At 35.5% G+C, this 26469-nt stretch carries 26 protein-coding genes; 19 read left to right on the top strand and 7 right to left on the bottom strand.

The window, feature by feature from the left end:
- Nucleotides 1-29: 29 nt before the first annotated feature.
- Nucleotides 30-1010, bottom strand: a complete 981-nt coding sequence (locus AC3QL1_RS19040) for a YheT family hydrolase (RefSeq protein ID WP_492493712.1) — start codon at nt 1008-1010, stop codon at nt 30-32.
- Nucleotides 1011-1367: 357 nt separating this feature from the next.
- On the opposite strand from AC3QL1_RS19040, the gene AC3QL1_RS19045 reads away from it, so the two are divergent.
- Nucleotides 1368-3509 (top strand): catalase, encoded by a 2142-nt coding sequence (locus AC3QL1_RS19045; RefSeq protein ID WP_492493713.1) that lies wholly within the window; start codon nt 1368-1370, stop codon nt 3507-3509.
- 19 nt (nt 3510-3528) lie between these two features.
- On the top strand, nt 3529-4092 hold the full coding sequence (locus AC3QL1_RS19050; protein WP_492493714.1) for a YciE/YciF ferroxidase family protein: 564 nt from the start codon (nt 3529-3531) through the stop codon (nt 4090-4092).
- A 129-nt stretch (nt 4093-4221) separates the two neighbouring features.
- Here the strand turns inward: AC3QL1_RS19050 and AC3QL1_RS19055 are convergent, their stop codons facing one another.
- Entirely contained in the window at nt 4222-4824 is a 603-nt protein-coding gene (locus AC3QL1_RS19055; RefSeq protein ID WP_492493715.1) for a murein L,D-transpeptidase catalytic domain-containing protein, read from the bottom strand.
- 850 nt (nt 4825-5674) lie between these two features.
- Here AC3QL1_RS19055 and AC3QL1_RS19060 point away from each other — a divergent pair.
- From AC3QL1_RS19060 to AC3QL1_RS19125, 14 genes are all read left to right on the top strand, one after another.
- On the top strand, nt 5675-6493 hold the full coding sequence (locus tag AC3QL1_RS19060) for an alpha/beta fold hydrolase (RefSeq protein WP_492493716.1): 819 nt from the start codon (nt 5675-5677) through the stop codon (nt 6491-6493).
- Between the two features lie 65 nt (nt 6494-6558).
- Complete coding sequence (locus AC3QL1_RS19065) at nt 6559-6882, top strand: phosphoribosylpyrophosphate synthetase (RefSeq protein WP_492493717.1); 324 nt, start codon at nt 6559-6561, stop codon at nt 6880-6882.
- A gap of 30 nt (nt 6883-6912) precedes the next feature.
- On the top strand, nt 6913-8799 hold the full coding sequence (locus AC3QL1_RS19070) for an amidohydrolase (RefSeq protein WP_492493718.1): 1887 nt from the start codon (nt 6913-6915) through the stop codon (nt 8797-8799).
- A gap of 192 nt (nt 8800-8991) precedes the next feature.
- The gene (locus AC3QL1_RS19075) at nt 8992-9423 is read left to right on the top strand and encodes a DoxX family protein (protein WP_492493719.1); all 432 of its coding nucleotides are present in this window, start codon (nt 8992-8994) and stop codon (nt 9421-9423) included.
- A 6-nt stretch (nt 9424-9429) separates the two neighbouring features.
- Nucleotides 9430-10095 (top strand): YoaK family protein, encoded by a 666-nt coding sequence (locus AC3QL1_RS19080; RefSeq protein WP_492493720.1) that lies wholly within the window; start codon nt 9430-9432, stop codon nt 10093-10095.
- A 99-nt stretch (nt 10096-10194) separates the two neighbouring features.
- Nucleotides 10195-10485, top strand: coding sequence for a GNAT family N-acetyltransferase (locus AC3QL1_RS19085; protein WP_492493721.1), 291 nt, complete (start codon nt 10195-10197; stop codon nt 10483-10485).
- Between the two features lie 243 nt (nt 10486-10728).
- The gene (locus tag AC3QL1_RS19090; protein WP_492493722.1) at nt 10729-11349 is read left to right on the top strand and encodes an alpha/beta hydrolase; all 621 of its coding nucleotides are present in this window, start codon (nt 10729-10731) and stop codon (nt 11347-11349) included.
- A complete protein-coding gene (locus AC3QL1_RS19095; RefSeq protein WP_492493723.1) occupies nt 11349-11699 on the top strand; it encodes a cupin domain-containing protein in 351 nt (116 codons plus the stop codon). The genes AC3QL1_RS19090 and AC3QL1_RS19095 overlap by 1 nt, the downstream gene beginning before the upstream one ends.
- Nucleotides 11700-11996: 297 nt before the next feature.
- Nucleotides 11997-12935, top strand: coding sequence for a ring-cleaving dioxygenase (locus tag AC3QL1_RS19100; RefSeq protein WP_492493724.1), 939 nt, complete (start codon nt 11997-11999; stop codon nt 12933-12935).
- Nucleotides 12936-13172: 237 nt separating this feature from the next.
- Nucleotides 13173-14006 (top strand): SDR family NAD(P)-dependent oxidoreductase, encoded by an 834-nt coding sequence (locus AC3QL1_RS19105; protein ID WP_492493725.1) that lies wholly within the window; start codon nt 13173-13175, stop codon nt 14004-14006.
- A 17-nt stretch (nt 14007-14023) separates the two neighbouring features.
- On the top strand, nt 14024-14938 hold the full coding sequence (locus AC3QL1_RS19110) for a helix-turn-helix domain-containing protein (protein ID WP_492493726.1): 915 nt from the start codon (nt 14024-14026) through the stop codon (nt 14936-14938).
- An 81-nt stretch (nt 14939-15019) separates the two neighbouring features.
- On the top strand, nt 15020-15601 hold the full coding sequence (locus tag AC3QL1_RS19115) for a TetR/AcrR family transcriptional regulator (RefSeq protein ID WP_492493727.1): 582 nt from the start codon (nt 15020-15022) through the stop codon (nt 15599-15601).
- 50 nt (nt 15602-15651) lie between these two features.
- Nucleotides 15652-16443 (top strand): SDR family NAD(P)-dependent oxidoreductase, encoded by a 792-nt coding sequence (locus AC3QL1_RS19120; RefSeq protein ID WP_492493728.1) that lies wholly within the window; start codon nt 15652-15654, stop codon nt 16441-16443.
- A 126-nt stretch (nt 16444-16569) separates the two neighbouring features.
- Nucleotides 16570-16977 (top strand): helix-turn-helix transcriptional regulator, encoded by a 408-nt coding sequence (locus AC3QL1_RS19125; RefSeq protein ID WP_492493729.1) that lies wholly within the window; start codon nt 16570-16572, stop codon nt 16975-16977.
- Between the two features lie 96 nt (nt 16978-17073).
- Here AC3QL1_RS19125 and AC3QL1_RS19130 read toward each other — a convergent pair whose 3' ends face one another.
- The 3 genes from AC3QL1_RS19130 to AC3QL1_RS19140 form a co-directional block, all read right to left on the bottom strand.
- The gene (locus AC3QL1_RS19130) at nt 17074-18066 is read right to left on the bottom strand and encodes a VOC family protein (protein WP_492493730.1); all 993 of its coding nucleotides are present in this window, start codon (nt 18064-18066) and stop codon (nt 17074-17076) included.
- 47 nt (nt 18067-18113) lie between these two features.
- Nucleotides 18114-18971, bottom strand: a complete 858-nt coding sequence (locus AC3QL1_RS19135; RefSeq protein WP_492493731.1) for an SDR family oxidoreductase — start codon at nt 18969-18971, stop codon at nt 18114-18116.
- 165 nt (nt 18972-19136) lie between these two features.
- Nucleotides 19137-19715: a Crp/Fnr family transcriptional regulator gene (locus AC3QL1_RS19140; RefSeq protein WP_492493732.1), complete on the bottom strand. Its 579-nt coding sequence runs from the start codon at nt 19713-19715 to the stop codon at nt 19137-19139.
- A 221-nt stretch (nt 19716-19936) separates the two neighbouring features.
- On the opposite strand from AC3QL1_RS19140, the gene AC3QL1_RS19145 reads away from it, so the two are divergent.
- Nucleotides 19937-20755, top strand: coding sequence for a helix-turn-helix domain-containing protein (locus tag AC3QL1_RS19145; protein WP_492493733.1), 819 nt, complete (start codon nt 19937-19939; stop codon nt 20753-20755).
- 1 nt (nt 20756) lies between these two features.
- On the opposite strand, the gene AC3QL1_RS19150 is transcribed toward AC3QL1_RS19145, so the two are convergent.
- Nucleotides 20757-21203, bottom strand: coding sequence for a YybH family protein (locus AC3QL1_RS19150; RefSeq protein WP_492493734.1), 447 nt, complete (start codon nt 21201-21203; stop codon nt 20757-20759).
- A gap of 237 nt (nt 21204-21440) precedes the next feature.
- Here AC3QL1_RS19150 and AC3QL1_RS19155 point away from each other — a divergent pair, with 237 nt between their 5' ends.
- Entirely contained in the window at nt 21441-23822 is a 2382-nt protein-coding gene (locus AC3QL1_RS19155; protein WP_492493735.1) for a TonB-dependent siderophore receptor, read from the top strand.
- 57 nt (nt 23823-23879) lie between these two features.
- Entirely contained in the window at nt 23880-24977 is a 1098-nt protein-coding gene (locus tag AC3QL1_RS19160) for a PepSY-associated TM helix domain-containing protein (protein ID WP_492493736.1), read from the top strand.
- Nucleotides 24978-25042: 65 nt separating this feature from the next.
- On the opposite strand, the gene AC3QL1_RS19165 is transcribed toward AC3QL1_RS19160, so the two are convergent.
- Nucleotides 25043-26467: a SusD/RagB family nutrient-binding outer membrane lipoprotein gene (locus AC3QL1_RS19165; RefSeq protein WP_492493737.1), complete on the bottom strand. Its 1425-nt coding sequence runs from the start codon at nt 26465-26467 to the stop codon at nt 25043-25045.
- Nucleotides 26468-26469: the final 2 nt, after the last annotated feature.

Consider the following 26469-nt stretch of genomic DNA (forward strand, 5'->3'; position numbering starts at 1 on the left):
AATCTTAATATTAAAAGCTGTCTTTATTCTTATGCTTTAAAAATTTCTACGGGCTTGCAGGATTTAAAAAATTCGTAAGCCCTTTTCTCTGCATACGAATATGATGAATTACGTAACGGAAAAGCACAGTGGCCTCCATACTTTGGAGTTTCGAGATAAACATATTCGCTATCTTGCGCTATAGCTCTTGGATAACATCTTTCACCTAAAAAAGGATCATCAAGAGAATTGATAATTAAAACCGGAATAGTAATGTTTTGAAGAGAAAATTCCGGAGAAACGCGCTGATAATAATCATCCCTGCTTGCAAAACCATGTAATGGTGCTGTAAAATAATGATCGACTTCATCAAAAGAAGAAATCTTATCAATCTGATCACGGTTTATAAAATCAGGAAATTGCGCTGCTTTGTGTTTGAGCTTTCTTTTAATATCTATTGTAAAATTCTTTAAATATACTTTATTAAAGCCTTGTTTGAGTACAGCCGCGCTTGTTGCAATATGAGTAGGTACTGAAATCGATACTGCAGCTTTAATACGCTTATCCACTTTTGTCCAGCCTAAATAATTCAAAAGCTGAACACCGCCCATTGAATATCCAATTAAATAAACTTCTTCGAATCCTTTTCTCAGAACAAACTGTACCACCTCATCCAGATCATCCACTGCCCCATGATGATAAAGTCTGGGAAGACGGTTCATTTCTCCTCCACAAGTACGATTGTTCCATGCAAAAACAGAAAACCCTTTTTGCTGAAAATAAACTGCACAGCTATTATTGTATGTTCTGCGGGAATCCCCTTCTAAACCATGACATAAAATAACTGCTTTTTTAGGATCATTTATAATAAAATCGATATTGATAAAATCTCCATCATTTAATTCATGTTTTTCTCTTGTATATCCCGGAGCATCAAATTTTTTAAACAGAGCAGCATATATAGTAGAGATGTGCCTGTTGCGATGAATAATCGAAGGGAAATTATATTCTGATTGTTCAATTATAGGCATGGTTAAATTTTTTGGTGTTATACAAATTTAAGAAATCAATCAATATGTAATTTAAAACTGTCATTTTTTTCTTTTGACATTTATAAAAATTTAATTCATTAACAGAAAAATTCATATTAAAGGCAAAATTAGTTTTATAATGTGCTTAATCTTAAAAGATAATTTTATGTAAGGCTAATCTATCATGTCTTAAAGTAATGGTAATTGTGGAACTATGTAATGTAATATTATAAAATCTACATTTTAGGATAGATTATTTTTGAATAAATGAAGAATTAAACTTGTAACCACTTATAAATCTGCATAATATAAGTTATTATTTTTCAAATTCACCATATTTAACTAATAAGATATTCTATGAAAAATTTTCAAGATGAAAAACAACGCGATTTATCGATCAATAAATCGGACGGTACAAACAAATTTCTGACCACCGATCAGGGCGTTCGTATTAATGACGATAACAATTCGCTGAAAGCCGGAGAAAGAGGACCATCTCTTTTGGAAGATTTTATTTTAAGGGAAAAAATTACACATTTTGACCACGAAAGAATTCCGGAAAGAATTGTTCACGCAAGAGGTTCAGGAGCACATGGATTTTTTGAAGTAACAAATCCAATTCCTGAATTAACAAAAGCAGGTTTCTTACAGGAAAAAGGATTAAAAACTCCGGTTTTTGCCCGATTTTCTACCGTTGCCGGATCAAGAGGATCAACAGATCTTGCCAGAGATGCCAGAGGATTTGCGGTTAAATTTTATACTCAGGAAGGTATTTATGATTTAGTTGCCAATAATATTCCGGTATTTTTTATTCAGGATGCCGCTAAGTTTCCTGATTTAATTCACGCTGTAAAACCAGAACCGCACAATGAAATGCCACAGGCTGCTTCTGCACATGATACCTTTTGGGATTTTATTTCGCTAATGCCGGAATCAATGCACATGATTATGTGGGTGATGTCTGACCGCGCGATTCCAAGAAGTTACAGAATGATGGAAGGCTTTGGAGTTCATACCTTTAGATTAATTAATGATCAGGAAGAATCAGTTTTTGTGAAATTTCACTGGAAACCAAAATTAGGAACGCACGCTGTTGCCTGGGATGAAGCTCAGAAAATCTCCGGAAAAAATCCTGATTTTCACAGAGAAGATTTATGGGAAGCAATTGAGACAGGAAATTTCCCTGAATGGGAATTAGGTATTCAGATAATTCCGTCTGAAGACGAACATAAATACGAATTTGATTTACTGGATCCAACTAAAATTGTTCCGGAAGAATTAGTGCCGGTCACTATTGTTGGCAGAATGGTTTTGAACAAAAACCCGGATAATTTCTTTGCAGAAACAGAGCAGATTGCTTTTCATCCGGGGCATATTGTACCGGGAATTGACTTTTCTAACGATCCGCTTTTACAGGGAAGATTGTTCTCTTATACAGATACACAGCTTTCGAGATTAGGAAGTCCGAATTTTCATGAAATTCCAATTAACAGAAGCATAGCTCCCGTACACAACAATCAGCGCGACGGACACATGCGTCAGGAAATTAATAAAGGCCGTGTGAGTTATCACCCAAATTCACTTGGAGGCGGATGTCCTTATCAGGCACAAATTGCTCAAGGCGGATTTTCGAGCTTTAACGAGCGTGTAGATGCGCATAAAGTGAGAGAAAGAAGCGAAAGTTTTAATGATCATTTTGGGCAGGCAAAATTATTTTTTAACAGCCAGACACCTGAAGAAAAAAGCCATATCGTAAAAGCTCTTCGTTTTGAACTTGGAAAAGTAGAAACAACAGCGATTCGTGTGCGTATGTTAGGCTTGCTTTCTCAAATAGATACAACACTTGCCGAAAAAGTAGCACTTGGACTTGGAGCTTCTGTACCGCCAATTCTTGAAACGCCAATTAATAAAGGTGTATCTCCTGAAAATGAAGGCGGGAACCAGGAACCACAAACGGTAGAATCTTCTGTTTCTTCTTCTGAAGCATTGAGTATGGTTAAAAATCCAACCAATTCTCCAATAATTGCTTCAAGAAAAGTGGCTATTATTTGTTCTGACGGAGTTTCTGAAAAAGCGGTAAAGAACATGAAAAATGCGCTTAAAAAAGAAGATGCAAAAGGATGCATTATCGCACCTCATCTTGGTTCTGTAATTACAGATGCTGACGGGGCAATTGCTGCAGAATTTAGTTTCTTAACTGCATCATCTGTTTTATTTGATGCTGTTTATATTCCACACGGACTGAATGTGAGCGCATTAGCTGACAACAGCGATGTGCTGGAATTCCTTAATGACGCTTACAAACACTGTAAAGTTATTGGTGCTGACGGAGAAGCTTCAGAAGTAATCAATGCTGCACCTTTTGCGTCAAAAATCACAAATGACGATCCTGGAATTATTATTACCGGCGAAATTGGAACTGATGCGTTTGCTGAAGAATTTATTTCTGCAATGGCAATGCACCGTTTCTGGGAACGCGAACCAAACTTATACAATTAATTTTCAAAAAAAATAAAAAATGAAAAATTCAGAAAAACCTGTAGAAAACAAAGCACCAAAAAATAAAAACAATTTTGTTGAGCCTGCATCAGACGCTGCAACAGAATTAAAAGAACTTTTTGTAGACAGCCTTAAAGACATTTACTGGGCAGAAAACGCACTTGTAGGCGCCTTGCCTAAAATGGCAGACAACGCAACAGCTCCGGGTCTTGCAAGCGCAATTTTAGAGCATCTTGATGTTACTAAAAATCAGATTAAAAGATTAGAGGAAGTTTTTAATGTTTTAGGCGAAAAAGCCGAAGGAAAAAAATGCGAAGCAATGGCCGGACTTCTTAAAGAGGGCGACAGTATTGTTTTAGAAACTACTCCGGGAGCTGTAAGAGACGCTGGAATTATCGCTGCATCGCAAAAAATCGAACATTATGAAATTGCAACATACGGAACCTTAGTGGCTTTTGCAAAAGCACTGGGAGAAAACGATGCTGCCAAATTATTGACACAAACTCTTGCAGAAGAGAAAGAAGCAGACTGTGTTCTTAATGATGTGGCATTAAACACAGTAAACATTGTAGCAGCTCAATAAAAATTTTAGCTGAACGTACTTTAATTAAACATCTGTACTTTGTGCAGATGTTTTTTTTTGTGACATATTTAAAATAAAAAAGAGCTCATGAAGAGCTCTTTTTTTATAAATCTAATTTAGATCTTTATTTTAGTAATACATATAAAGCATGATTTTTGAATCTGAGCTTTCGATGTATTTTTCAAGTCTTTTAAAAAACACTTCACTTACCATTGGGCAGCCGTGGCTGTTGATAATGTAATATTCTTTTTCTTCATCCGGAACTTCTTTGTAACGGTGCAGTACAATAGCTCTTTTAAAAGCATTGTTATTTGTTTCGTCTAATCCGTTTAATCTGAATGCTTTTCCAAAAACTCCACTATAAGATTTCTCTATTGAGTAGCGTCCTAATGATGTGCAGTTAGAATTTGGTTCATTGCTGAATTGTAGAATGTCGCCTTTTATTCCTGTTTCTGATCCTGATCCATGTGCAACAAGACCCTGGTCAATAATTTTTTCGTTTTGAAGGTCATAAACGAAAAAGCGATTTTTTCCTGATTTGATTTTCATATCCACCAAAAAAGCAATTTTATTGCTGTACTTATGGTTGGCGGTAGTAAAAGATTTAATTTCACTTACATGGTTTGTAAGTCTTGCAAATTCAATTTCATTAAGGATTTCTTTTTTACCAGATGTATGGTAAGTAGTAAAAGAAGTCAAAGAAAACAGCATGGCTACAAAAAATATTCTCATACAAAAAACAAAATTAAGTTAACAGCAGTTTGGGACAGCTCATCAAATCATCTAACTTGACTTTGCAAAATTATGTATAAATCTTACACAATTCCCATGTTTCATTTGTTAAATATATTATAAATATTTGAAAACAAAAGCATTAGTAGAACTTTTTTTTTGCTAAAACCAGATTTTTTTTTATTTAGAAAATTTAATTCCCAGTGTTTACAGTACTTAAGACTAATTTTTATTTAAAAATTTATTTTACGTTTTTTAATTCCAACATTCAGATAATTAAGATAATAGTTCAATTTTAGGTTATAAGCGGTTAGTTTTTTGAGTTTTTTTGACACTTATTATCTGTTAAACATACAAAATTCTGTCATGAACGCTGTCAAATTCAAAAAAAAATCATTTTTCAGCATCTTTAACACTTATAGAATTTCTAAATACGCATTTGGTATTTCACTACAATTTTCGATATATCGTAACTGCAAACAATCTGATAATTCGTAACTCTCTGATTTAAAAGGAATTTTTACTTGGGCACATTAATTGGCTTAGGTCTCGCATTCAATATTAATAAAGATGCAAACATGAATAAACAAATAACTTCAGATGCAGAAAAATTATCTCCATTATAAGTATCTCATTTTCAATAATAAAAACATTTAACTATCTCGAATTTAAACTTTAAATGCACGATTATTTTTTTTCTTAATCTAGATTAATCGACAGGCTTTGATGGCTGCCGTAAGTTTGTAAAAGAAATTCAACAACAAAATAATCGATCAAAACTTAGAGGAATCAGTAACCTAATTTTTGACATTTAATTCTAAAAAAATTTAACAATCTAAAACCAAAAAAAATGAGCACATTTACAGTAAAAGACGGAACAGAAATTTATTACAAAGATTGGGGAAATGGTCAACCAATAGTTTTTCACCACGGATGGCCTTTATCAAGTGATGACTGGGATGCACAAATGATGTTTTTCCTAAAACAAGGATACAGAGTTATTGCACATGATCGTAGAGGACACGGACGTTCTGGTCAAAGTTCTGATGGAAACAACATGGAAACTTACGCATCAGACATCGCTGAATTAACTGCGGCACTTGATTTAAAAGATGCCATTCACGTTGGTCACTCAACAGGAGGCGGCGAAGTAATACGTTATGCAGCAAAATACGGAAAAGGCCGTGTTGCAAAAGCGGTAATTATTAGTGCGGTAACTCCAATTATGATTCAAAACGAAGCAAATCCTGAAGGTGTTCCATTATCTGTTTTTGATGAAATAAGACAAGGAACAGGATTTAACAGAGCACAATATTTCTATGATTTTCCAATTCCGTTTTACGGATGGAATCGCGAAGGAAAAGAAGTTCAGGAAGGTATTAAACACAACTGGTGGCGTCAGGGAATGATGGGTTCTGTTTTGGCTCATTATGAAGGAATTAAAGCTTTCTCTGAATCAGATTTTACAGAAGATCTTAAAAGTTTAGATATTCCGGTTCTTGTATTACACGGCGAAGATGATCAGATTGTACCTTACGGACAGGCGCCAAGAGCTGCTAAACTTTTGAAAAACGGAAAATTAATTTCATATCCCGGATTTCCTCACGGTATGCCAACTACAGAGGCGGAAACAATCAATAAAGACATTCTTGATTTTATTAAATCATAAGCAGATATTCATAAAACTAACCAACTGCCTGTAATTTTCTTTACGGGCAGTTAATCATCCAAACCATGAACTCAACACAACAACCCTCTTTTGATACCGTTACCGAAGCTTTGCAATGGTTAAACAATCAAGGTTTTACCGAAAATTTTAATCTTGACGAAAACTGTATCCGTTATAACAACAACACACAAACCATGTCGCCGGAAGAATTCAAAATTGAATATTTATTTCGTTTTGAAGGCGATACAGATCCCGGAGACGAAGATATTGTTTACGGAATTACTTCTGAAATCTACAGCATAAAAGGAGTTTTGACCAGCGCATTTGGAATTTATGCGGATTCTGTTTCAACAGAAATGATCAAAAAACTTGCTACACATTTACAATAAATTGCAATATAACAACCAAATAACCGAACCATGAAAGCAGATCTAATTTTATTCAACGGTAAAATTCACAGTTTTAATACTGAAACACCAAATGTTACGGCAGTAGCAATTAAAGACGGAAAATTTATTGCTGTTGGCAGTGACAGTAATATAATGGAATTTGCATCTGAAGAAACCAAAATAATCGATCTTAAAAATAAAAGAGTGGTTCCGGGAATCAATGATTCGCACATTCACCTTATTCGAGGCGGTTTAAATTATAATTTAGAACTGCGCTGGGATGGCGTTCCTTCTTTGGCAGATGCACTAAGAATGCTAAAAGAACAGGTTGACCGCACGCCAAATCCGCAATGGGTTCGTGTTGTGGGCGGCTGGTCTGAGTTTCAGTTTGCTGAACGCAGAATGCCAACTTTAGAAGAAATCAATGCCATTGCTCCCGAAACGCCTGTTTTTATTCTGCATTTGTACGACAGGGCGATTATGAACAGAGCGGCTTTAAAAGCAGTTGGTTATACTAAAAATACGCCTGCACCTCCCGGAGGACATATTGAAAGAGATGCTAATGGAGAACCAACCGGACTTATTATTGCGACTCCAAATGCCATGATTTTGTACTCGACTTTGGCAAAAGGTCCGACACTTTCTTATGAGCATCAAATTAATTCGACGCGTCAGTTTATGAAAGAATTAAATCGTTTCGGAATCACAAGCGTTATTGATGCCGGCGGAGGATTTCAGAATTTTCCGGACGATTATAAAGTTGTAAATGAACTGAACGAAAAGAAACAGTTAACCGTTAGAATTGCTTATAATCTTTTTACCCAAAAACCAAAACACGAATTTGAAGATTTTGAGGATTGGATTGATACCGTAAAGTTATATCAGGGAGATGACATGTACCGCCATAACGGTGCGGGTGAAATGCTGGTTTTTTCTGCCGCAGATTTTGAAGATTTCCTTCAGCCAAGACCTGATCTTCCTGAAAATATGGAAGCAGAACTGGAAAAAGTTGTTCGCCTTTTGGTAGCAAATCGCTGGCCGTTCAGACTTCATGCGACTTATAACGAAAGCATTACAAGATTTTTAAATGTATTTGAAAAAATCAATCAGGAAATTCCGTTTAACGGATTGCCATGGATATTTGATCATGCCGAAACGATTGACGAAAGAAATATCGAACGTGTCAAAAACTTAGGCGGCGGAATTGCAGTACAAAGCAGAATGGCCTATCAGGGTGAATATTTCACAGACCGATATGGAGCAAAAGCAGCAGAAAATACACCGCCAATTAAAAAAATGCTAGAAATGGAAGTTCCCGTTGGCGGAGGTTCTGATGCAACCCGAGTAAGCAGTTACAATCCGTGGGTTTCTATGTATTGGATGACGGCCGGAAAAACGGTTGGAGGTTTGCAATTGTACAATGAAAGTCGATTAAGCAGAGAAACCGCTTTAGAATTATATACAAGAGGAAGCGCCTGGTTTTCGCAGGAACAAGCAAAAAAAGGAGATATCAGAACCGGAATGTTTGCCGATTTGGTGGTTTTAGATCGTGATTATTTTACAATTGATGATGAAGACATTAAAAAAATAGAATCGGATTTGACGATTGTCGACGGAAAAATCGTGTATGCAAACGGAGATTTCTCTTCGTTTTCGCCACCACATATTCCGGTTTTGCCGGACTGGTCGCCAACCAATATTTATAATGGTTATCCAACCAGAAGTAACTTGCAGAGCGCGATTGAAAAAAACACAAAAGCAGGCGCAAAACCAAAACTGACTTCGCAAATTCACAGTTGCAGCGGAAGTTGTGATGTTCATGCCCACAGCCACGATATTGCCAGAATGAGCAATGTGCCGGTAAATAACTATAACGCATTTTGGGGCGCACTTGGATGTTCCTGTTTTGCCTTTTAAAGGTCACATTAAAAAATATTTAAACACATAGAAACATAGCTTTTATGTTTAAAAAAGAATACTAAAAAGAAAATTATTTCTTTCACATAGCAAACTCTGTGTGTTTTAAATAAGTGAACGCCTTTTTTGAGAATGTAAATCTATGTTTCTATGTGTTAAAAAATAAATCAACTGACTAAACTTAAAATAATAATGACTGAAATTATAAAACAAATCCTTTATTCTGATTTAGGAACCGCATTCAGCAACGGCGCATTTTTACTTTTTAGAGTATTATTTGCAATCGAACTTTTCAGGGTTCACGGCTTGAAGAAATTCAGAGTTGAAAATGGAGAAAAAGAACATGTTCCGAATCCGTTGCATTTGCCGGAAAAACTAAACGGATTGGTAGCCACTTTTTCTGATACTGTCGTTCCGTTTTTAATTATTCTGGGCATCGGAACCCGACTTGTTGTTTTGCCAACCATAGGCGTAACAGCCATAGGATATTTTGTGGTTCACAGAAAAGATTCGCTCGAAGTTCGCGACGTTCCTTATATGTACACTTTATCCTTATTACTAATTCTTGCGCTTGGAGCCGGAACATATTCATTAGATCATTATTTATTAAACCTATTGAACTAAAAAATTATGGAAATTCAAAAAAACATCTGGTATGTTACCCTACTCCTCACGATCATTGCAGGATATTGTGATACCGTAACTTTTGTCGCTGCCGATTCGATATTTTCGGCACACGTTACGGGCAACTTTATTGTGTTTGCTTATCAAATCATCAAAGGTTCTGATTTGCATGCGTGGGTAAAATTGTTGACTTTTCCTGTTTTTATTTTAGCCGTAATTACCGGAGGAAGAATCGCCTTAAAAGCCACAAACCGCTACTCTATTTTATTTTGGGAAGGTGTTATATTGGTTTTAAGCGGAATTGCTTGTTATGTTTTTGGCTATTTAGGAATTGTTTCAGAATGGACGATTTATACTATTGCCATGACAACGGTATTTGCAATGGGACTTCAGAATGCTTTTGGAAAATTGTATGCGAAAGAAACGCACGGTCCTACAACTATGATGACGGGAAATGTAACTCAAGCTTCTCTTGATTTGGGAAATTTATTAAAAAATGGATTAAAAGATGCTGATGTCCTTTTAAGTTTTAAGAAACAATTAGTGACTATAATCGGTTTTCTGGTGGGATGTTTTTTAGGCGCCGTTGCCGGGAAGTTTTTCGGATTAGGAACTTTGATTCTCCCCGGAGTGGCAATGATAATCTGCTATCTCTACCACCGCGAAAACTAAGTAAACACCGATTTAAAATTGCAGATTTATCATAATATAGTATCTTTAAGATATCAATATTGTTACTATTTTTCTGCTAAAAACAAAATGTAAAAATATATGGAAAATATAAAATTAGAATTAGACGAGAAAAAACACGGTGCTTTTAATCTTTATGTAGATGGCAAAAAACTGGGCGAAATGACAGCAAGTTTAAAAGATGATTTGCTAACGGTTTACCACACTGGAGTTGAACCGGAAGCCGAAGGAAAAGGCTACGCAAAAAAACTGCTTGAAGAAATGGTATCATACGTTCGTGCCAACAATTTGATGGTTTTACCGCTTTGCCCGTATGTTCACGCACAATTTAAAAGACATCCGGATGAGTATCAGGATATTTGGAAAAAGTAATTAATTCTTAGTAAAGTTTGTCGCCAATCTTTGTCGAATCCCGCGTGTGATTTCTCTCTTCGGTCGAAATGACAAACTGGACGGAAATATTCTTATGGAAATGATTGCCCTAGCCCCGATAGAAGTGGAAATCCTTTTATTTTTTTTCTTTAAAAAAATAAAAGATTGGAACGGATAGCGGGATTAGCTCCTGAAAAAAAATACTCTCGAAATGACAGTATCAAATATTAAAAAAATAAACTCATGAATTTAGAAATAATAACAGACGGTGTGCCTTTAAATAATGCAAAAAAGGCCTTGATTATGATTCACGGACGTGGTGCCGGGGCTCATGATATTCTTTCGCTTGCGAAACATCTTAAGGTCGATGATTTTGCATTGGTTGCACCTCAGGCAGAAAACAGAACCTGGTATCCGTATTCGTTTTTGGTGCCGATTAATGAAAATGAACCTTCTTTTTCGAAATCTTTAGACGATATTCATCAGGTTGTTGTCGCGGTGCAGCAAAACGGAATCGAAAAAGAGAATATTTATTTTCTCGGATTTTCTCAGGGCGCTTGTCTTGCTTTGGAATTTACAGCCCGAAATGCTGCTAAATATGGCGGTGTGGTAGCTTTTACAGGCGGACTTATTGGCGATAAAGTTTATGAAGAACATTACCACGGAAATTTTGAAAACACACCCATTTTCATCGGAACAAGTGATCCTGATTTTCATGTACCTGTTGAAAGAGTAAACGAATCTGAGGCGCTTCTTAAAAAATTAGGCGCATCGGTAACTAAAAAAATCTACCCAAATATGGGTCACACAATAAGTCAGGACGAAATTGATCTGGCAAACGAACTTGTTTTTACTAAAAAATAATGATACAGATAACCCGCGTTTACAGCGATGCAAATGGCGAAAGTCATTTTGAAGACTTTGAAGTTCCGTTGAAAAACAATGGCGATATCGGATTTTTATCTGATGATGAACCTGTAAAATCAATTGTTTTTAGAGAAGTTAAACCTTCTTATGATTACGATTTTCATAATGCTCCCGATCGCCAATATATTGTTTTACTGGAAGGCGGCGTAGAAATAGAAACTTCATTGGGAGAAAAAAGAACATTCGAAACTGGTTCAATTTTATTGGTTGAAGACACCACAGGAAAAGGTCACAAAACAAAAAATATAGAACCAAAACTTCGGAAATCTATATTTATAAAATTGTAATTTAAGATAAAAATTTAACCGCAAAGTTCGCAAAGTTTTTTGCTATTGAACTTTTATAAAAAGGACAAAGTTCGCAAAGCTTTATATTGATTTAGCTTTGCGAACTTTCTATTTATAACGTATTACTATCAGATAAAAATCTTTGCGAACTTTGCGGTTAAATAGTAATGTTTCTTTGCAAAAGTCTAAGAATAGAATTTTAGCGGTTTATTTCTTAATCTACATTAATCGATGCACAACCATAACCGCAGTAAATTTGTATAAGAAAATCAATAACAACTTAATACAATAAAAACCATGGAAAATAAAATTTTAGGCTTACACCATATTACTGCAATTGCAGGTGACGCCAAACGTAATTTCAACTTTTACTCAAACATATTAGGATTAAGATTCATTAAAAAAACAGTGAATTTTGACGATCCGGGAACGTACCATTTTTACTTTGGTGATGAAGTAGGAAGCGCCGGAACAATCTTAACTTTTTTCCCTTGGGGAGAAGGAATCCAACAAGGAAGAAAGGGATCAGGAATGGCAACTGAAATTGGCTATTCTGTTCCAAAAGGAAGCTTGGATTTCTGGCAGGAACGTTTTGAAAAATACAATGTAATCTATAACAAACCAGCTGAAAAATTCGGCGAAAAATACCTGACTTTCTTAGATCCTGACGGTTTAAAATTAGAATTAATCGAATCTAAAACAGACGATAACAGAAAACCGTGGGAAACTGACGAAGTAAAAGCGAATGTGGCAACAAGAGGTTTCCACAATATTACGCTGACTTTGAACAGTATAAAAGCGACCGCCGCAATCTTAACTGAAATATTTGGTTATAAACTGATTGATCAGGATGTAAACCGTTACCGTTATGCAACTGATGCTGTAGAAAACGCAGCAATTGTTGACCTGGTAGAATTACCTGAAGAAAAACGCGGTTTAGGAGCAAACGGAACTGTGCATCACGTGGCTTTCCGAGTAGAAAATGACGAAATTTTAATGCACTTCCGTGAAAAAATCGAAGCTTACGGATTGTCTATTACGCCACAAATTGACAGAAATTATTTCCACTCTCTTTATTTTAGAGAACCGGGCGGAGTTTTGTTTGAAATCGCTACAGAAAACCCTGGTTTTACAGTAGATGAAAGCTTAGAAGAATTAGGAAAAAACCTGAAACTTCCTGCACAATACGAATCTGACAGAGCGGCTATTGAAGCGCATTTGGTTAAGATTAACTAATTCATTTTTGAAAAGTGACAAGATAATTTTATCAGGCTTTTCAAAAAACTATATAATGCAAAACCTGCAAGTCTTAGGACTTGCAGGTTTTTTGTTTTTGAGTGTCTTTAGTATTTACAGTTTTTGCATTTTCCGTTTTCAATAAACACAGCTTAATTTGAACACATAAATCCTGAATTCGAACACTTTTTAAATCTATAACTTCCTGAATTTTGCTTTATAATTAAAATACAAATTATGAGCACTCAAAAAGTATGGTTTATTACCGGCGCATCAAAAGGAATGGGACTTGAAACCGTAAATGCAGTCTTAAAAAACGGCGGTAAAGTTGCCGCCACTTCCAGAAATCTGAAAGATTTAATTGATAATATTGGGAATCCAAATGAAAATTTTCTTCCGCTTCAGGTTGATATTACAGATGATGAAGAAGTAAAAAATGCGATTCAAACCGCGATTGCTACTTTCGGAAAAATTGATGTGGTATTAAACAATGCGGGATATTATTTGGTAGGAAGTATTGAAGAAATCAACGATAAAGAATTCCGCAAAACAATAGACGTCAATTTATTGGGAACCGTAAACGTAATTCGCAACGCAATGCCTTTTCTGCGTCAGCAAAAATCAGGGCATATTTTAAATATCGCATCCAATATGGGTTATATCGGTTACGCCAATACAGGAAGTTATAACGCTGCAAAATTTGCTGTCATCGGACTTTCAGAGGCATTAGCTCAGGAAGTAAAACCTTTTCATATCAAAGTTACTGCAATCGCTCCGGGAATGTTCCGTACCAGCTTTATGAGCGACAGCACTCTGGCGGAAGCCAAAAATAAAATAGCTGTTTACAATGTAGAACAACATGTAAATATGCTCAAAAGTTTTGACGGAAACCAGCCCGGAGATCCAAAGAAACTTGCCAAAGTCCTGCTTGCTGTTACTGAATTGCCAAATCCGCCTGTACACCTTCCGTTAGGAAACGACAGTTATAATTCGATTGTAGAACACCGAAAAAATGAAGCGCAGGAAATGGAAACATGGAAACAGCTTTCGTTCTCGACTAATTTCGATTAATTCGTAAATTTGCTGCAATGAAAAAATCGGTTCCACATAAAATCAAAAGCATTTCAGAACTGCATCAGTTATTTGCACTTCCCAAACCAGATCATCCTTTGGTGAGTGTAATTGATTTTGCTTTGCTGAGCTACAAACACAGCGATATCTGGAAACATTTTACGAATGATTTTTACTGCATTACCTTAAAAAAAGGCATCAACGGAAAATTTAAATACGGCCAGCGTCACTATGATTTTGATGAAGGAATGATGACCTTGACCAAACCCAATCAGGTATTTTCGGTTACGCAGACCAATGATAATCCGGTAACCGGTTTTATGCTGATTTTTAAAGCAGATTTAATTCGAAATTATCCGTTAGGAAAAACGATACACAATTACGGATTTTTTTCTTATTCGACTGCCGAAGCATTACATCTTTCTGACAAGGAAGATGTAATTATTTCCGGTCTTTTAAAACAAATGCAGGATGAACTGACAAACAATATCGATCATTACAGTCAGGATTTAATTGTTTCGCATCTTGATTTACTGCTCAATTATATTAATAGATTCTACGGCCGCCAATTTATTACCAGAAAAACTTCAAACCATGATTTATTGAGCAGAATAGAACAAACTTTACTGGATTATTTTGATAATGAAAATGGAACTGTAAAAGGTCTTCCAACGGTTCAGTATTTAGCGCAAGAACTCAACATTTCCTCCAATTATCTGAGTGATTTACTCCGAAGTATTACGGGTCTAAGTGCTCAGCAATATATTCAGAATCATCTTATTGAAAAATCAAAACAATTACTTGCCGGATCAAATTTAAGTGTCAATGAAATCGCTTATTCATTAGGATTCGAGTATGCGCAGTCCTTTAGCAAACTCTTCAAAAAGAAAACCAATTTAACTCCCCTGCAATTCAGACAATCTTTTAATTAGAAAAGAAAAATTGCTTTAAAAAATTTGGAGTAAACTTATTTTTATTTAATTTTGTATCGATCATTACAAAAATAAAAAACAATGAGAGGAAGACCTACCGTCTACGAAGACGCTAATATTGTAAAAAAAGCGCAAGAAGTTTTTTGGCAGAAAGGATATAGTGCAACCTCATTAAGCGATCTGCAAAAAGCAACGGGAGCCGGAGCCGGAAGTTTTTACAATACTTTTAAAGGCGGCAAAAAAGAGGTTTTTCAAAAAGCGATTGAAGAAAGACGATTGGCTTTTGATACTTTTAAAACTGAATTAAGTAAAAGCGCATCTCCCTTAGAATTAATTAAAGACTTTTTTAGAAGTATCGCTTCCGCGGAAGAAAATGAGCATCTTAAAGGCTGTATTATTGCCAATACGGTTGTAGAAATGACTTTTATTGATGAAAATCTGGAAGCCAATGCGGTTCAGATTTTAAAAGAGGTCGAACAAATGTTTACTCAGGCAATTAAAGATGAAAAATTAAAAGGAAACTTAAAAACACAAACAGATCCCGAAATTCTGGGCAGATATCTAATAACATTTTGGTGCGGACTCAATACACTCAGACGAATGTATCCGGACAAAAATGTCTTAAAAAACCAAATCGAAATGCAATTAGCTGTTATCAGCTAATTTTTTTGACTATTTATGTATCGATCATTACAAAAATAAAAACAACAAAAATGAATTTAAAATTAGAAGGAAAAAGAGCTTTCATAAGCGGTTCGACACAAGGAATTGGTTTTGCAATTGCCAAACAATTACTAAAGGAAAAAGCCGAAGTTATCATAAACGGAAGACACGAAGAAAAAACAAATGCAGCCGTACAAAAACTAAAGGATGAATTTCCAGATGCTGCAGTTTCAGGAATTGTATGTGACTTTGAAAAAAAGGAAGAAGTTACCGCTTTATTAAATAAACTAAACGATATTGATATTTTGATTAATAACGTTGGTATTTTCGAATTGAAAGATCTTGAAAATCTGGAAGAGGAAGATTGGTATCGAATTTTTGAAGTTAATGTAATGAGCAGTGTCAGGCTTTCTAAAAAACTTTTATCGCAAATGCTGGAGAAGAAATCGGGAAGAATTGTTTTTATCAGCAGTGAATCTGGTGTAAACATTCCCGGAAACATGATTCATTACGGAATGACAAAAGCTGCCATGATGGCGGTAAGCAATGGATTGTCTAAACTGACTGCAGGTACGGAAGTTACGGTAAATACGATTTTAGGCGGACCAACTTATTCTGACGGTGTTGCTTCAACAATTGAACATATTGCTTCTTTACAAAATATAGAAGTGGAACAAATGAAAACTGCTATTATACAACAGACCAATCCGCATTCTTTATTGCAGCGTTTTATTGATCCATCTGAAATTGCCTCGCTGGCTGTTTATTTGTCAAGTCCGCTTTCGATTGCTACAAACGGGGCATCTCTGCGAGCAGATGGTGGTGTTTTAAAAACAATTTAAATTGAAATACAGATATAATATCTGACAAAAAGAAATGTTTTACGGGAGATTTTTTTATCTTTGAAACTCAGGATTTTTAATCTAAATGGCTTTATCTTTGAGCCTTTAGAAAAATTGATATTCATTATGGAACAGAAAATACATCAGGGAAGAAACGTAAAACGCTTCAGAGAAATGCTTGGCATCAAACAAGAAGCTTTGGCTTTTGATCTGGGAATTGAATGGAATCAGAAGAAAATTTCTATGCTGGAGCAAAAGGATGTAATTGAATATGAAACACTTAATCAAATCTCACATGCGTTAAGAATTCCTGTAGAAGCTTTTCAGAATTTGGATGAGAATCAAGCCATAAATATTATTTCAAATACATTTGAAAATTGTCAGCAACCGGCATCTATATTTTACAATTCTACCGTTAATCAAATTGATCAACTGGTTAAACTACACGAAGAAAAAATTGCGCTATACGAACGCATGTTGAAAGAGAAAGATGAAATGATGTCAAAGCTTGAAAAATTATTCAAGGATAAATAGACATTCGAACAACTTTTTTTTAAAATTATATATTGTAAAAACCTGCAAATCTTTAGACTTGCAGGTTTTTTGTTTTTAGAATGCTTTTGGTATTTATTACTTTTTATTTTCGTCTACAAAAACATATAGTTTTTGCACTTTTCCGTTTTCAATCACAAACAAATCCATTCCGGTTCCTGTTGCGGGTTTGCTTTTCGGACCAAATTGCCAATAAACGCGCACAACATTATGATGTGTTTCAAATGACTTAACGGTAAATTTGAAATCTTTATTTTTTTGCTGAAGTTCTGTTACAAACTTATTAATATCATCGGTTCCTACTGATATAAAGTGTCTGTCTGTCATTTCAATATCATCTGCATACACTTTATTCAATAATCCAGCACGTTTTGATTCGTCTCTTTCATTCCATATTTCGAAATGCCTTTCAATTATCGCTTTCTTTTTTTCAAGATCAAAATCATCTGCAACCGGTTTTTTCACTGTTGTTTTTGGAGACCATAATACTGTTTTAGGATTTGATTTTTCATATCCTTTACCATTTGGGTACGAAACAAGTTCCATTTTAGAACCCCACGGAGTTTCAAAATAAACCCATGATTCACCCGCCGTATCTCCAGATGGAGTCAGGAACGGTTCGCCCAAAATTTTGACCCCTTTACTTTTTAAATATTTTACGGCTGCATTGATATCAGAGGTGTAAAAAGCGATGTGCGAAGCTCCAATATCATCAGAGTTAGGATGCGTTTTACTTCCTTTATTATCAGCATAATAAAACACTTCGATACTGGCGCCTGTTCCGGCGTTTATCATTTTTATGGTTACAGCTCCTGTCGCCGGATTAATATGGTTGGCTTCTTTCCAACCCGCATCTAGCGGAATTGGTCCGAGTTGTGTAACGGGCGTGAATCCCAATACATCGTGAAAAAAAGTAACTGCTTCGTTTAAGTCGGGAACATTGATTCCTACGTGATCAATTCCCAGAATTCCTGCATTGTTTTGTGCTGTAGCTTTTTCTGAAGTCGAAAAGAAAAAAACTAAATTCAGTAATGCAACAGCGGGAGTATATATTTTATTATTTGTTTTCATGATTTTATTATAATTATTGTTGTTTCTAAATTGTTATTTTGTGAAAATTAATTGCTGTAAGCGGCTAACCATTTTGCTTTTATGGCAGCGCGCGCTTCGATAAATTCTTTGTCGGTTCCCTGAGCGATCGCATCAAGTGGAAAACGAAGCGGACGCTCGCCTTTTTTCATGGTTACCAATTCCAGAATTCCGTCGGCAATAGTTTGCGGATTCATATCAAACTGAGCCATTTTGCCAAATAATGCACTGCCAAGAGCATTGAATTTTTCTGTGGCAGCATCTCCGTATTGCGCTATAATTTCTTGTTTGTCAGCATGTATACCGGCTTTTGAACCATTATTCATTTCTGTTGGATAAACGCCCGGCTGGATACTTACGTTTTCAATTCCGTAATCGGCAAGTTCATCTTGTAATCCTTCTGTAAAACTTTCTACGACTAATTTTGAAGCGATATACGGAATCATAAAAGGAAGTGTATGCCCGCTTGCTCCGGTTGTAATATTGATTATAAGTCCGTTTTTTTCTTTTCTCATAGAAGGAAGAACGGCCTGATAAGTGCGAAGTACGCTGTAAACGTTTACATCAAACATTTTTTGCATTTGATCGATTGAATATCCTTCAAGCAAACCAAAACCGCTTACTGCTGCATTATTGATAAGGACATCAATTTTTCCGTATTTGATAAGCACTTTTTCAAACGCTTGGTTTACAGAGGCATCATTTGTAATATCGATATCTACTACTTCAATGTTTGAAAGTGCAGAAAGTTCTTTTGCTGCTGCTGCATTTTTATCTTTTGTGTTGCGCATTCCCGCAATTACGGAATGACCGGCATTTGCTAAAGTTATAGCTGTAAGTTTACCAAATCCTGAACTTGTACCTGTAATGAAAATTGTTTTTGACATGATTTCTATTTTTAAATGTTTATAATGTTTGTTTCTTTTGAACATTACAAAGTTGCGTCAAAGGCAAAACCTGCAAATTGATTAGAAATAAGTAAAAACTTGATATAGATCAAGAGTTCAGCAATTGCCATAAAAAAAGGAGCTTAAAAGCTCCTGATGTATTTATTATTTTTTTGCAGTTTGTTTTCGGATCCGGCTTAGTGTTTCCGGCGTCATGCCCAGATAAGAGGCAATCATTGTCTGTGGAATTCTTGATGCAAATCCCGGGTATTTGGTTATAAAATTCAAATACTTTTCTTCTGCCGTAAAACTTAGCGAAGCCTGAATTCTGTTTTGTGCGGCTATAAAACTTTTTTGTAAAATGGCATTTACCATATTATTAAAGGCGGGAATTTCCCTGCACAGCAATTCAAAATTTTCATGTGTAAACAATACGAGTTCACTGTCTTCAATGGCATCTATGTTGAAACGCGACGGCTGTTGAAACATTAAACTTTCCCTGTCGCCCGTCCACCAGTTTTCAATGCTGAAACTATTGATGTGCTCACTTCCTTTTTCATCAACAGAATAAGTGCGCAGACAGCCTTGCGTTATAAAAGCATCATATTTCCAGATATCTCCTTCCTGAAGCAGATATTGTCTTTTACGAAGTTTTTTGATAATGGCAAAGGATTGTATATAATCTGATTCTGATGGAGTCAGCGTGGTTTTATCGTCCAGATATTTTTGAAATATTTCGTACATAGACTGTAAAAATAAATAAAAGTTCTGAAATTGTATTTATAAAAATTCATTCTTAGTTGGAGAATCTGTCTCATATAAAGATCAAATTTACGGTAAACAATTTTGTATCAATATATTAATTCAGAGCCCAATTTTTTACATGCATTTATATTTTATTTTTTTCTAATTTAGAACATGTTATAAATCATCAGATTCCTTTCGTAATTACAATAAATAATGATATGGAAATTTTACCTTCCGCCAGCTTAGCGCCATATATAAAGAATTATACGGTTGTTACAATTGAAAAAGATTTGGATAATGAAGTTTTTTATCCAAGCGGTTATGTAGATTTAATTGTGAATATTTCTGAAGGTCAGGCGGCTACTATTATCAACGGCAAACGAAAAGATACGCCCGCCATAGAACTTTTGGGACATCTCACCCTTCCTACCCGACTTACTGTAAAAAAAGGAACTTCGGTACTTATAGCACGGATTTATCCCCATGCCAGTACTTTGTTTTTCTCAGATCCGTTGTCGGAATTTACTAATTATGCTACCGATATGTATGATGTTTCTCTGAATGAAAACAGGGAGTTATACGGACGTATTATGGAAGCAAATGAGCTTTCGCTAAAAATCAACATTTTAGAAAACTACTTTCTGCAACATCTGAAAAAAAACGAATCCCGATTAAAAAAAGTAGCTGTGATTCAGGCTTTAAGTCAGCAGATTTTCTTAGACTCACAATCTTTAGATTTGCCAGCCATCGCGCGAAATTCAGGATTATCAGAAAGATATATCCAAAAACTATATCTGACCAATATTGGCATTAGTCCCGGAGCTTTTTCAGCTGTATTACGATTTAACAAAAGCCTGCAATTGGTCCTGAATACGCCGCAATCGTTAACCGGAATAGCTTACGATTGCGGGTATTATGACCAGGCACATTTTATTAAGGAATTCAGGAAATTTACGGGCATTACTCCTTCTGCATCCCGGGATTCACTCATAAAAAATGGTGTCGATTTTCAACAGGCTGTCAACATTGGTTTCTAGTTTATTTTGCCGGATGATTGCTGCTAAACATATCGCGGTGCATCTTCCAGCCGTCTTTTGTATTCTTCCAGATGACAATTACTTTTCCGTCGTCGATTTTTTTACCGTCGAGATCGGTCATTTCATAATAACTTTCTTCTGTTACAGTTGTTTTTCCGTCTCCGTATAAATGCTGGATCAAAAATTTCACGTGAACTTTTGGTCCTCCTTTAAAGAAATTCGCAATTTGTGCACTTCCACATACCGGCTCGGCGTTGGGTGGAAACAGGCAGGCATCGTCGGTGTATCTGGTCAGGATCGATCCGTCGTTTTTATTCGCGAGATCTGCATAAATTTCATTGCTGGCTTCAATCGTCTTTCTGGCCGTTTTTAAGGAAGCGTCTTTAGTTTGAGCGTTACACCAAAAGGTAAGCATCAAAAATCCGTTTAAAATAAGTGTTCTTTTCATTTTGATTTCTTTTTATAAAAACAAAATAACGCATTCCTGAGAGCAGGAAATTGTAAAATTGCGAACAACTTTTATTTAGAATCTTAAAGATTGTGAATAAAACATTTCTAAAATAGATGGTTTTTCACTTATTTATTTTTAAGGATTTTTTAAGATTATTTTAATCTTTGCTATGAATATCTCATCCAGTTTATATATTTGTAATCAGTCTAAATAAGAATAAATTACAAATTTTATATGAAAACAATCTTTAAAACACTTAAAAACAATATTTTATCAAAAGTGTTTCTAGCGTTTCTGATTATTATATTCTGTTCAGGAAGTGCTTTTTCTCAATCGGGTTTAGGTACAATATCAGGTAAAGTCATTTTGAAAGACGGAAATCCTTTACAAGGCGGAACAGTAAAAATTTCAGAATTAAATAAAACTACCACTACAGATTCTGATGGCGTTTATCAGTTAAAAAATATTCCATTCGGAACGTATTTAGTGGAAGTAAAAATGAACGGTTACGAATCTTCACCTGCAACCGTTTTAATTGATCAGAATAATTTAAATCCGAATCTTGATTTTGAACTTACCTATACTTCACAAAAACTGGAGGAAGTTATTATAAGTTCCGGAGGAAACAGGTTTGCAAGAAAAGAAAGCGAAGAGGTTTCTAAAATGAAACTGAAGAATATGGAAAATCCGCAGGTTTATAGCATTGTAAGTAAAGAACTTATGAAAGAACAAGTTATAACGGATTATAATAGTGCTTTTAAAAATATTCCCGGTGCCGGTATTGCAGAAGTTAGAAATCAGGGAAGAACAACGAATATTTCAAGAGGGTTTCCAACACCTCAACTTGTGCGAAATGGAGTTGGAAGTTTTACTTATAATTCTATAGATCCTGCAAACTTAGAGCGCATTGAGGTGATCAAAGGCCCGTCTGCAACATTGTTTGGCAGTACAATTTCTTCTTTTGGAGGTTTGTTTAACAGGGTAACAAAAAAACCCTTTGATTTCTTTAAAGGTGAAGTTTCTTATTCTGCAGGCGATTGGGATTTAAATCGTTTTACTGCTGATATAAATACTCCGATTAATGAGGAAAAAACGGCACTTTTTAGAATTAATACGGCTTTGCATAGTGAAAGAAGTTTTCAGGACGCCGGTTTTAACAAAAGCTTTTTTATAGCACCAAGTTTTTCGTATCAGGTAAACGAAAGAATGACTTTACTTATCGATGCTGAATTTAGTGCTTCGAAAGCAACTTCGCCAACACGACTGGCTCCTTTTACCGGTGGTACAGCACACAGTATTACAGAATTAGGAATTCCGTATAAACTTTCATTTGCAAACAACACGGTAAATTACACAGGGCAGCAGTATAATATATTTGCGCAGTTAAAATATAAAATATCAGACGAATGGACATCGCAAACAATTGTTTCCCGCACAAGATCATCTAGTGAAGGGAATGTTGTGGCACTGACCGTTTTGAGTAATGAAACTTTGAGACAATCCGTTACCAATCAGGATTATCCATATTATGGTACAGATATTCAGCAAAATTTTAATGGTGATTTTAAAATCGGGAAACTGCGTAACAGAGTTGTAGCAGGTCTTGATTTTTACAGCGTTCGTGCAACCCGCAATGATGCAACTGTAAACATGCCGGCCATTAACTTTAAAAAGCCCGGTGATGCTTACAACAACTTCAATATTACAAAAATTCAGCCTCTTTTAGCTACAGCCAAATACACGAATTACGTATCTAATAACGAAAGAACATTTAGTGCATATATATCTGATGTGTTGAATATTACAGATGAATTAATCGTAATGGCAGGAGTTAGAGCAGATAGATATATTAATAAAGGTGTTTATTACCCAAGCAGGGATTCTATTGCCGGAAACTACAATCAGACAGCATTTTCTCCGCGATTTGGAGCAGTTTATCAAATTGTAAAAGAAAAGGTTTCTGTTTTTGGAAATTATATGAACGGATTTAATAATGTCAGCGGTTCAGATTTTTACGGAAATACTTTCAAACCAAATCAGGCAAATCAGTTAGAAGGTGGATTTAAATTTGACTTTAATAAAATCAGTGCTACTTTAAGTTATTATAATATCGAAGTAACCAATGTAACGCGTGATGATCCTGAGCACACAACTGGCAGTTTTCAAATTCAGGACGGAACACAATTGAGCAAAGGTTTTGAAGCCGAGCTGATTGCAAATCCAATTCGTGGATTGAATATTATAGCCGGTTATACTTATAATGAAAGTGAATATACCAAAGCAAACGCAAGTGTTCAGGGTTTACGCCCAACAACTGCAGGTTCTCCCAGAACGGCAAACCTTTGGGCAAGTTACCGATTAGTTGAAGGTCCGGCATCTGGTCTTGGTTTTGGTTTTGGAGGAATTTATGGAAGCGAATATTACCAGACGAACACGACAACTTTCAAATTTAGTATTCCGTCTTACACCGTTTTGGATGCTTCATTGTTTTATGACAGACCAAAATTCAGATTGGGATTAAAAGTAGATAATCTTACGAATGAAAAATACTGGTCGTACCGTTTAGCAGCTCAAAACCCAACGAGAGTTACCGGAAATATTACGTTTAAATTCTAAGATTTACAGTTCGTCATTTCCAATGATATTATATACATTTGGATTTTATTATAAATTATGACCAAAGGTTTTAAGAATACAATAAGACAAATACATTTATGGCTCGGTTTAGCATCGGGCCTTATTGTTTTTATAGTGAGCATCACAGGATTTCTTTATGTTTTTGAAGAAGAAATACGCGATTTTTCACAGAAAGAATATCTGCATGTTCCCGTTCAGCAGCAGCCTTTTATAGGTTTAAAAACTATAATTGAAAATTATGAACGTCAGGAACCCAAGCAGAAAATTACAGCCGTTAAAATAAATAGAGAAGAACCGAATGCAGCGGTTCAAATTTCAACAAAAAAGAAAAAGACCTATTATTTTAATCCGTATGACGGAACCCTGATTAACAAGCAAAATTCTGACTGGCTGGATACTGTTCTCGAAATACACCGTACTTTGCTATTGGGAGAATTTGGCGAATTTATTCAAGGCTGGTCTGTTGTGGTTTTTATTATTATGCTGATTACAGGACTTATATTGTGGTTTCCTAATCAAAGGCGTTTAATAAAACAGTCTTTAAAAATAAAATGGAGCGGTTCTTTTAAAAGAGTCAATTATGATCTGCATCAGGTTTTAGGATTTTACGCTTCTTTTGTTTTGCTTTTAATTGCTTTTTCAGGAACGTATTTTAAATATGATACTGTCAAAAAAACGGTTAGTTTCGTAACTCAGAGTACGCTTCGAAAAGGAGATGAAGTCGCATCTCAAGAAAAAATTGATTCAATGACAATTCCCGTACGCTATAATGCAATATATGAAAGTGTAAACTCAAAATATCCGGGGGCAACTTCAATTTCATTTTCTATTAGAAAAACCGGAGAACTTAGATTAAGAATGACCTATCCCAATAACTGGGCAAGGAACCAAAATACCATTTTTTTTGATGGGAAAACGGGACAAATGCTTCGTACAAAACTTTACAAAGACAACAATGCCGCAGATGTGTATGAAGCCAGTAATCATGATTTGCATACAGGTGTTTTCTTTGGTCTTACAGGAAAAATAATCTGGAGTCTGGTGAGTTTAATTGGGGCTTCACTCCCAATAACCGGATTTATTATTTGGTGGAAAAAAAGAAAAAAATCAAAGAAGAAAAACAAAAAAAGCTAAATCAAAAGATTTAGCTTTTTTTTATTCCTGTTTCTAATAAGTTATATTATATCAACGAAACGATTTTAATTAACATCAAACCATAGTTTTGTTGTAAGCAGGTCTTTTCCCTGAGCAGAAATTGCTGCCTGATAGCTTGTTCCGTTTAGTGATTGCTCTGTACCCGGATAGAAGAAACGCGAAGGTATTTTTCCATCCAAAACCGTAGCCGGACCAGCTGTTAATACCGGATAATCAAGTCTTCTCCACTCTACAAAAGCATCAAGACCTTGTCCGTAAAATGCAATCCATTTTTGTGTACCTATTGATTTAGCATAATTTGTAGCATCGTACTTCACAGTTGCCTGATTCAGGTAAGTCGAAATAGTAGTCGCATCTATAATTCCAAATTGATTGAATGATGCTGTAATGGCATTTTTATAAAGCTGTTCCGCATCTCCGGCAATATAACCGCGAGCTACTGCTTCTGAAAGATTAAACAATGTCTCTGAATAAGAAGCAATTACAGCCGGCGATTGAGAAGTCAGGAAGTATTTTCCCGGTTTTGATGTTTTTGCAAAACCCTGACTATTCGCATCACTATTTGATAATCCGTTAGCACCACCAACATATTTACCTACCGTTGCATCTGATGGAAGCTGCGCATATACCGGCAAACGCGGATCTGCTAATTCATATAACTTATCAACCATTGTTTTCGAAATACGATAATCATCACGTGTTTCAAACCATGCCGAAGCCGGATTTTGCTGTGGCGAACTAATGTAAACAAACTGAAAAGTATCGTTATTGCTGCTTAATACTCCTGCTGCATCGCTTGTGGCTTCAATTGCCGCTTGCTTCGCTAAAACCGGTTCTCTGTCTGAAATTCTCAATGCAATACGCAAACGAAGTGAATTTACCAGTTTTTTCCATTTTGCAACATCTCCTTTATATACCAAATCTCCTGTAACAGCTCCGTTTGCAGCATTTAGCAAAGTCTGTGCTTGTTTCAAATCTTCAAGTAATCCTGTATATACTTCTTTTTGAGTATTATATGCCGGTGTTACTTTTAGACCTGCTTCTTTATAAGGGATGCTTCCGTAAGCATCTGTCAGCAATAAAAATGTCCATGAACGTAATGTAAGGGCAATTCCTTTATAATTTGAATTTGCCTGCGCATCCGGGAAATTAATTATGGTATTCAAATCTGTAATCAAAGTTGCATATCCTGTATTCCACAATGTTGTAAAAGACGTGTTCGATACATCATATCTGTCTGGTTCAGTGTATTGAATTTTGGCCCAATGCTGCACAAATAATAGAGACGAGTCAAAATTATTGGTTGAACCCCAATATAAATCAGCTCCTTGTTTTAATGATCCTGTTAACAGGTAAGGTGCCAATGGCGTTTCAGTTGCATTTGGATTTGCATTAATATCATCCAGCGTATCACTGCATGAAACCAGTGACAATGCAAATAGGGTTATATAGGCTATTTTTTTTAGCATGA

It is taken from the genome of Flavobacterium sp. GW823-FHT04A11, from assembly GCF_058796535.1.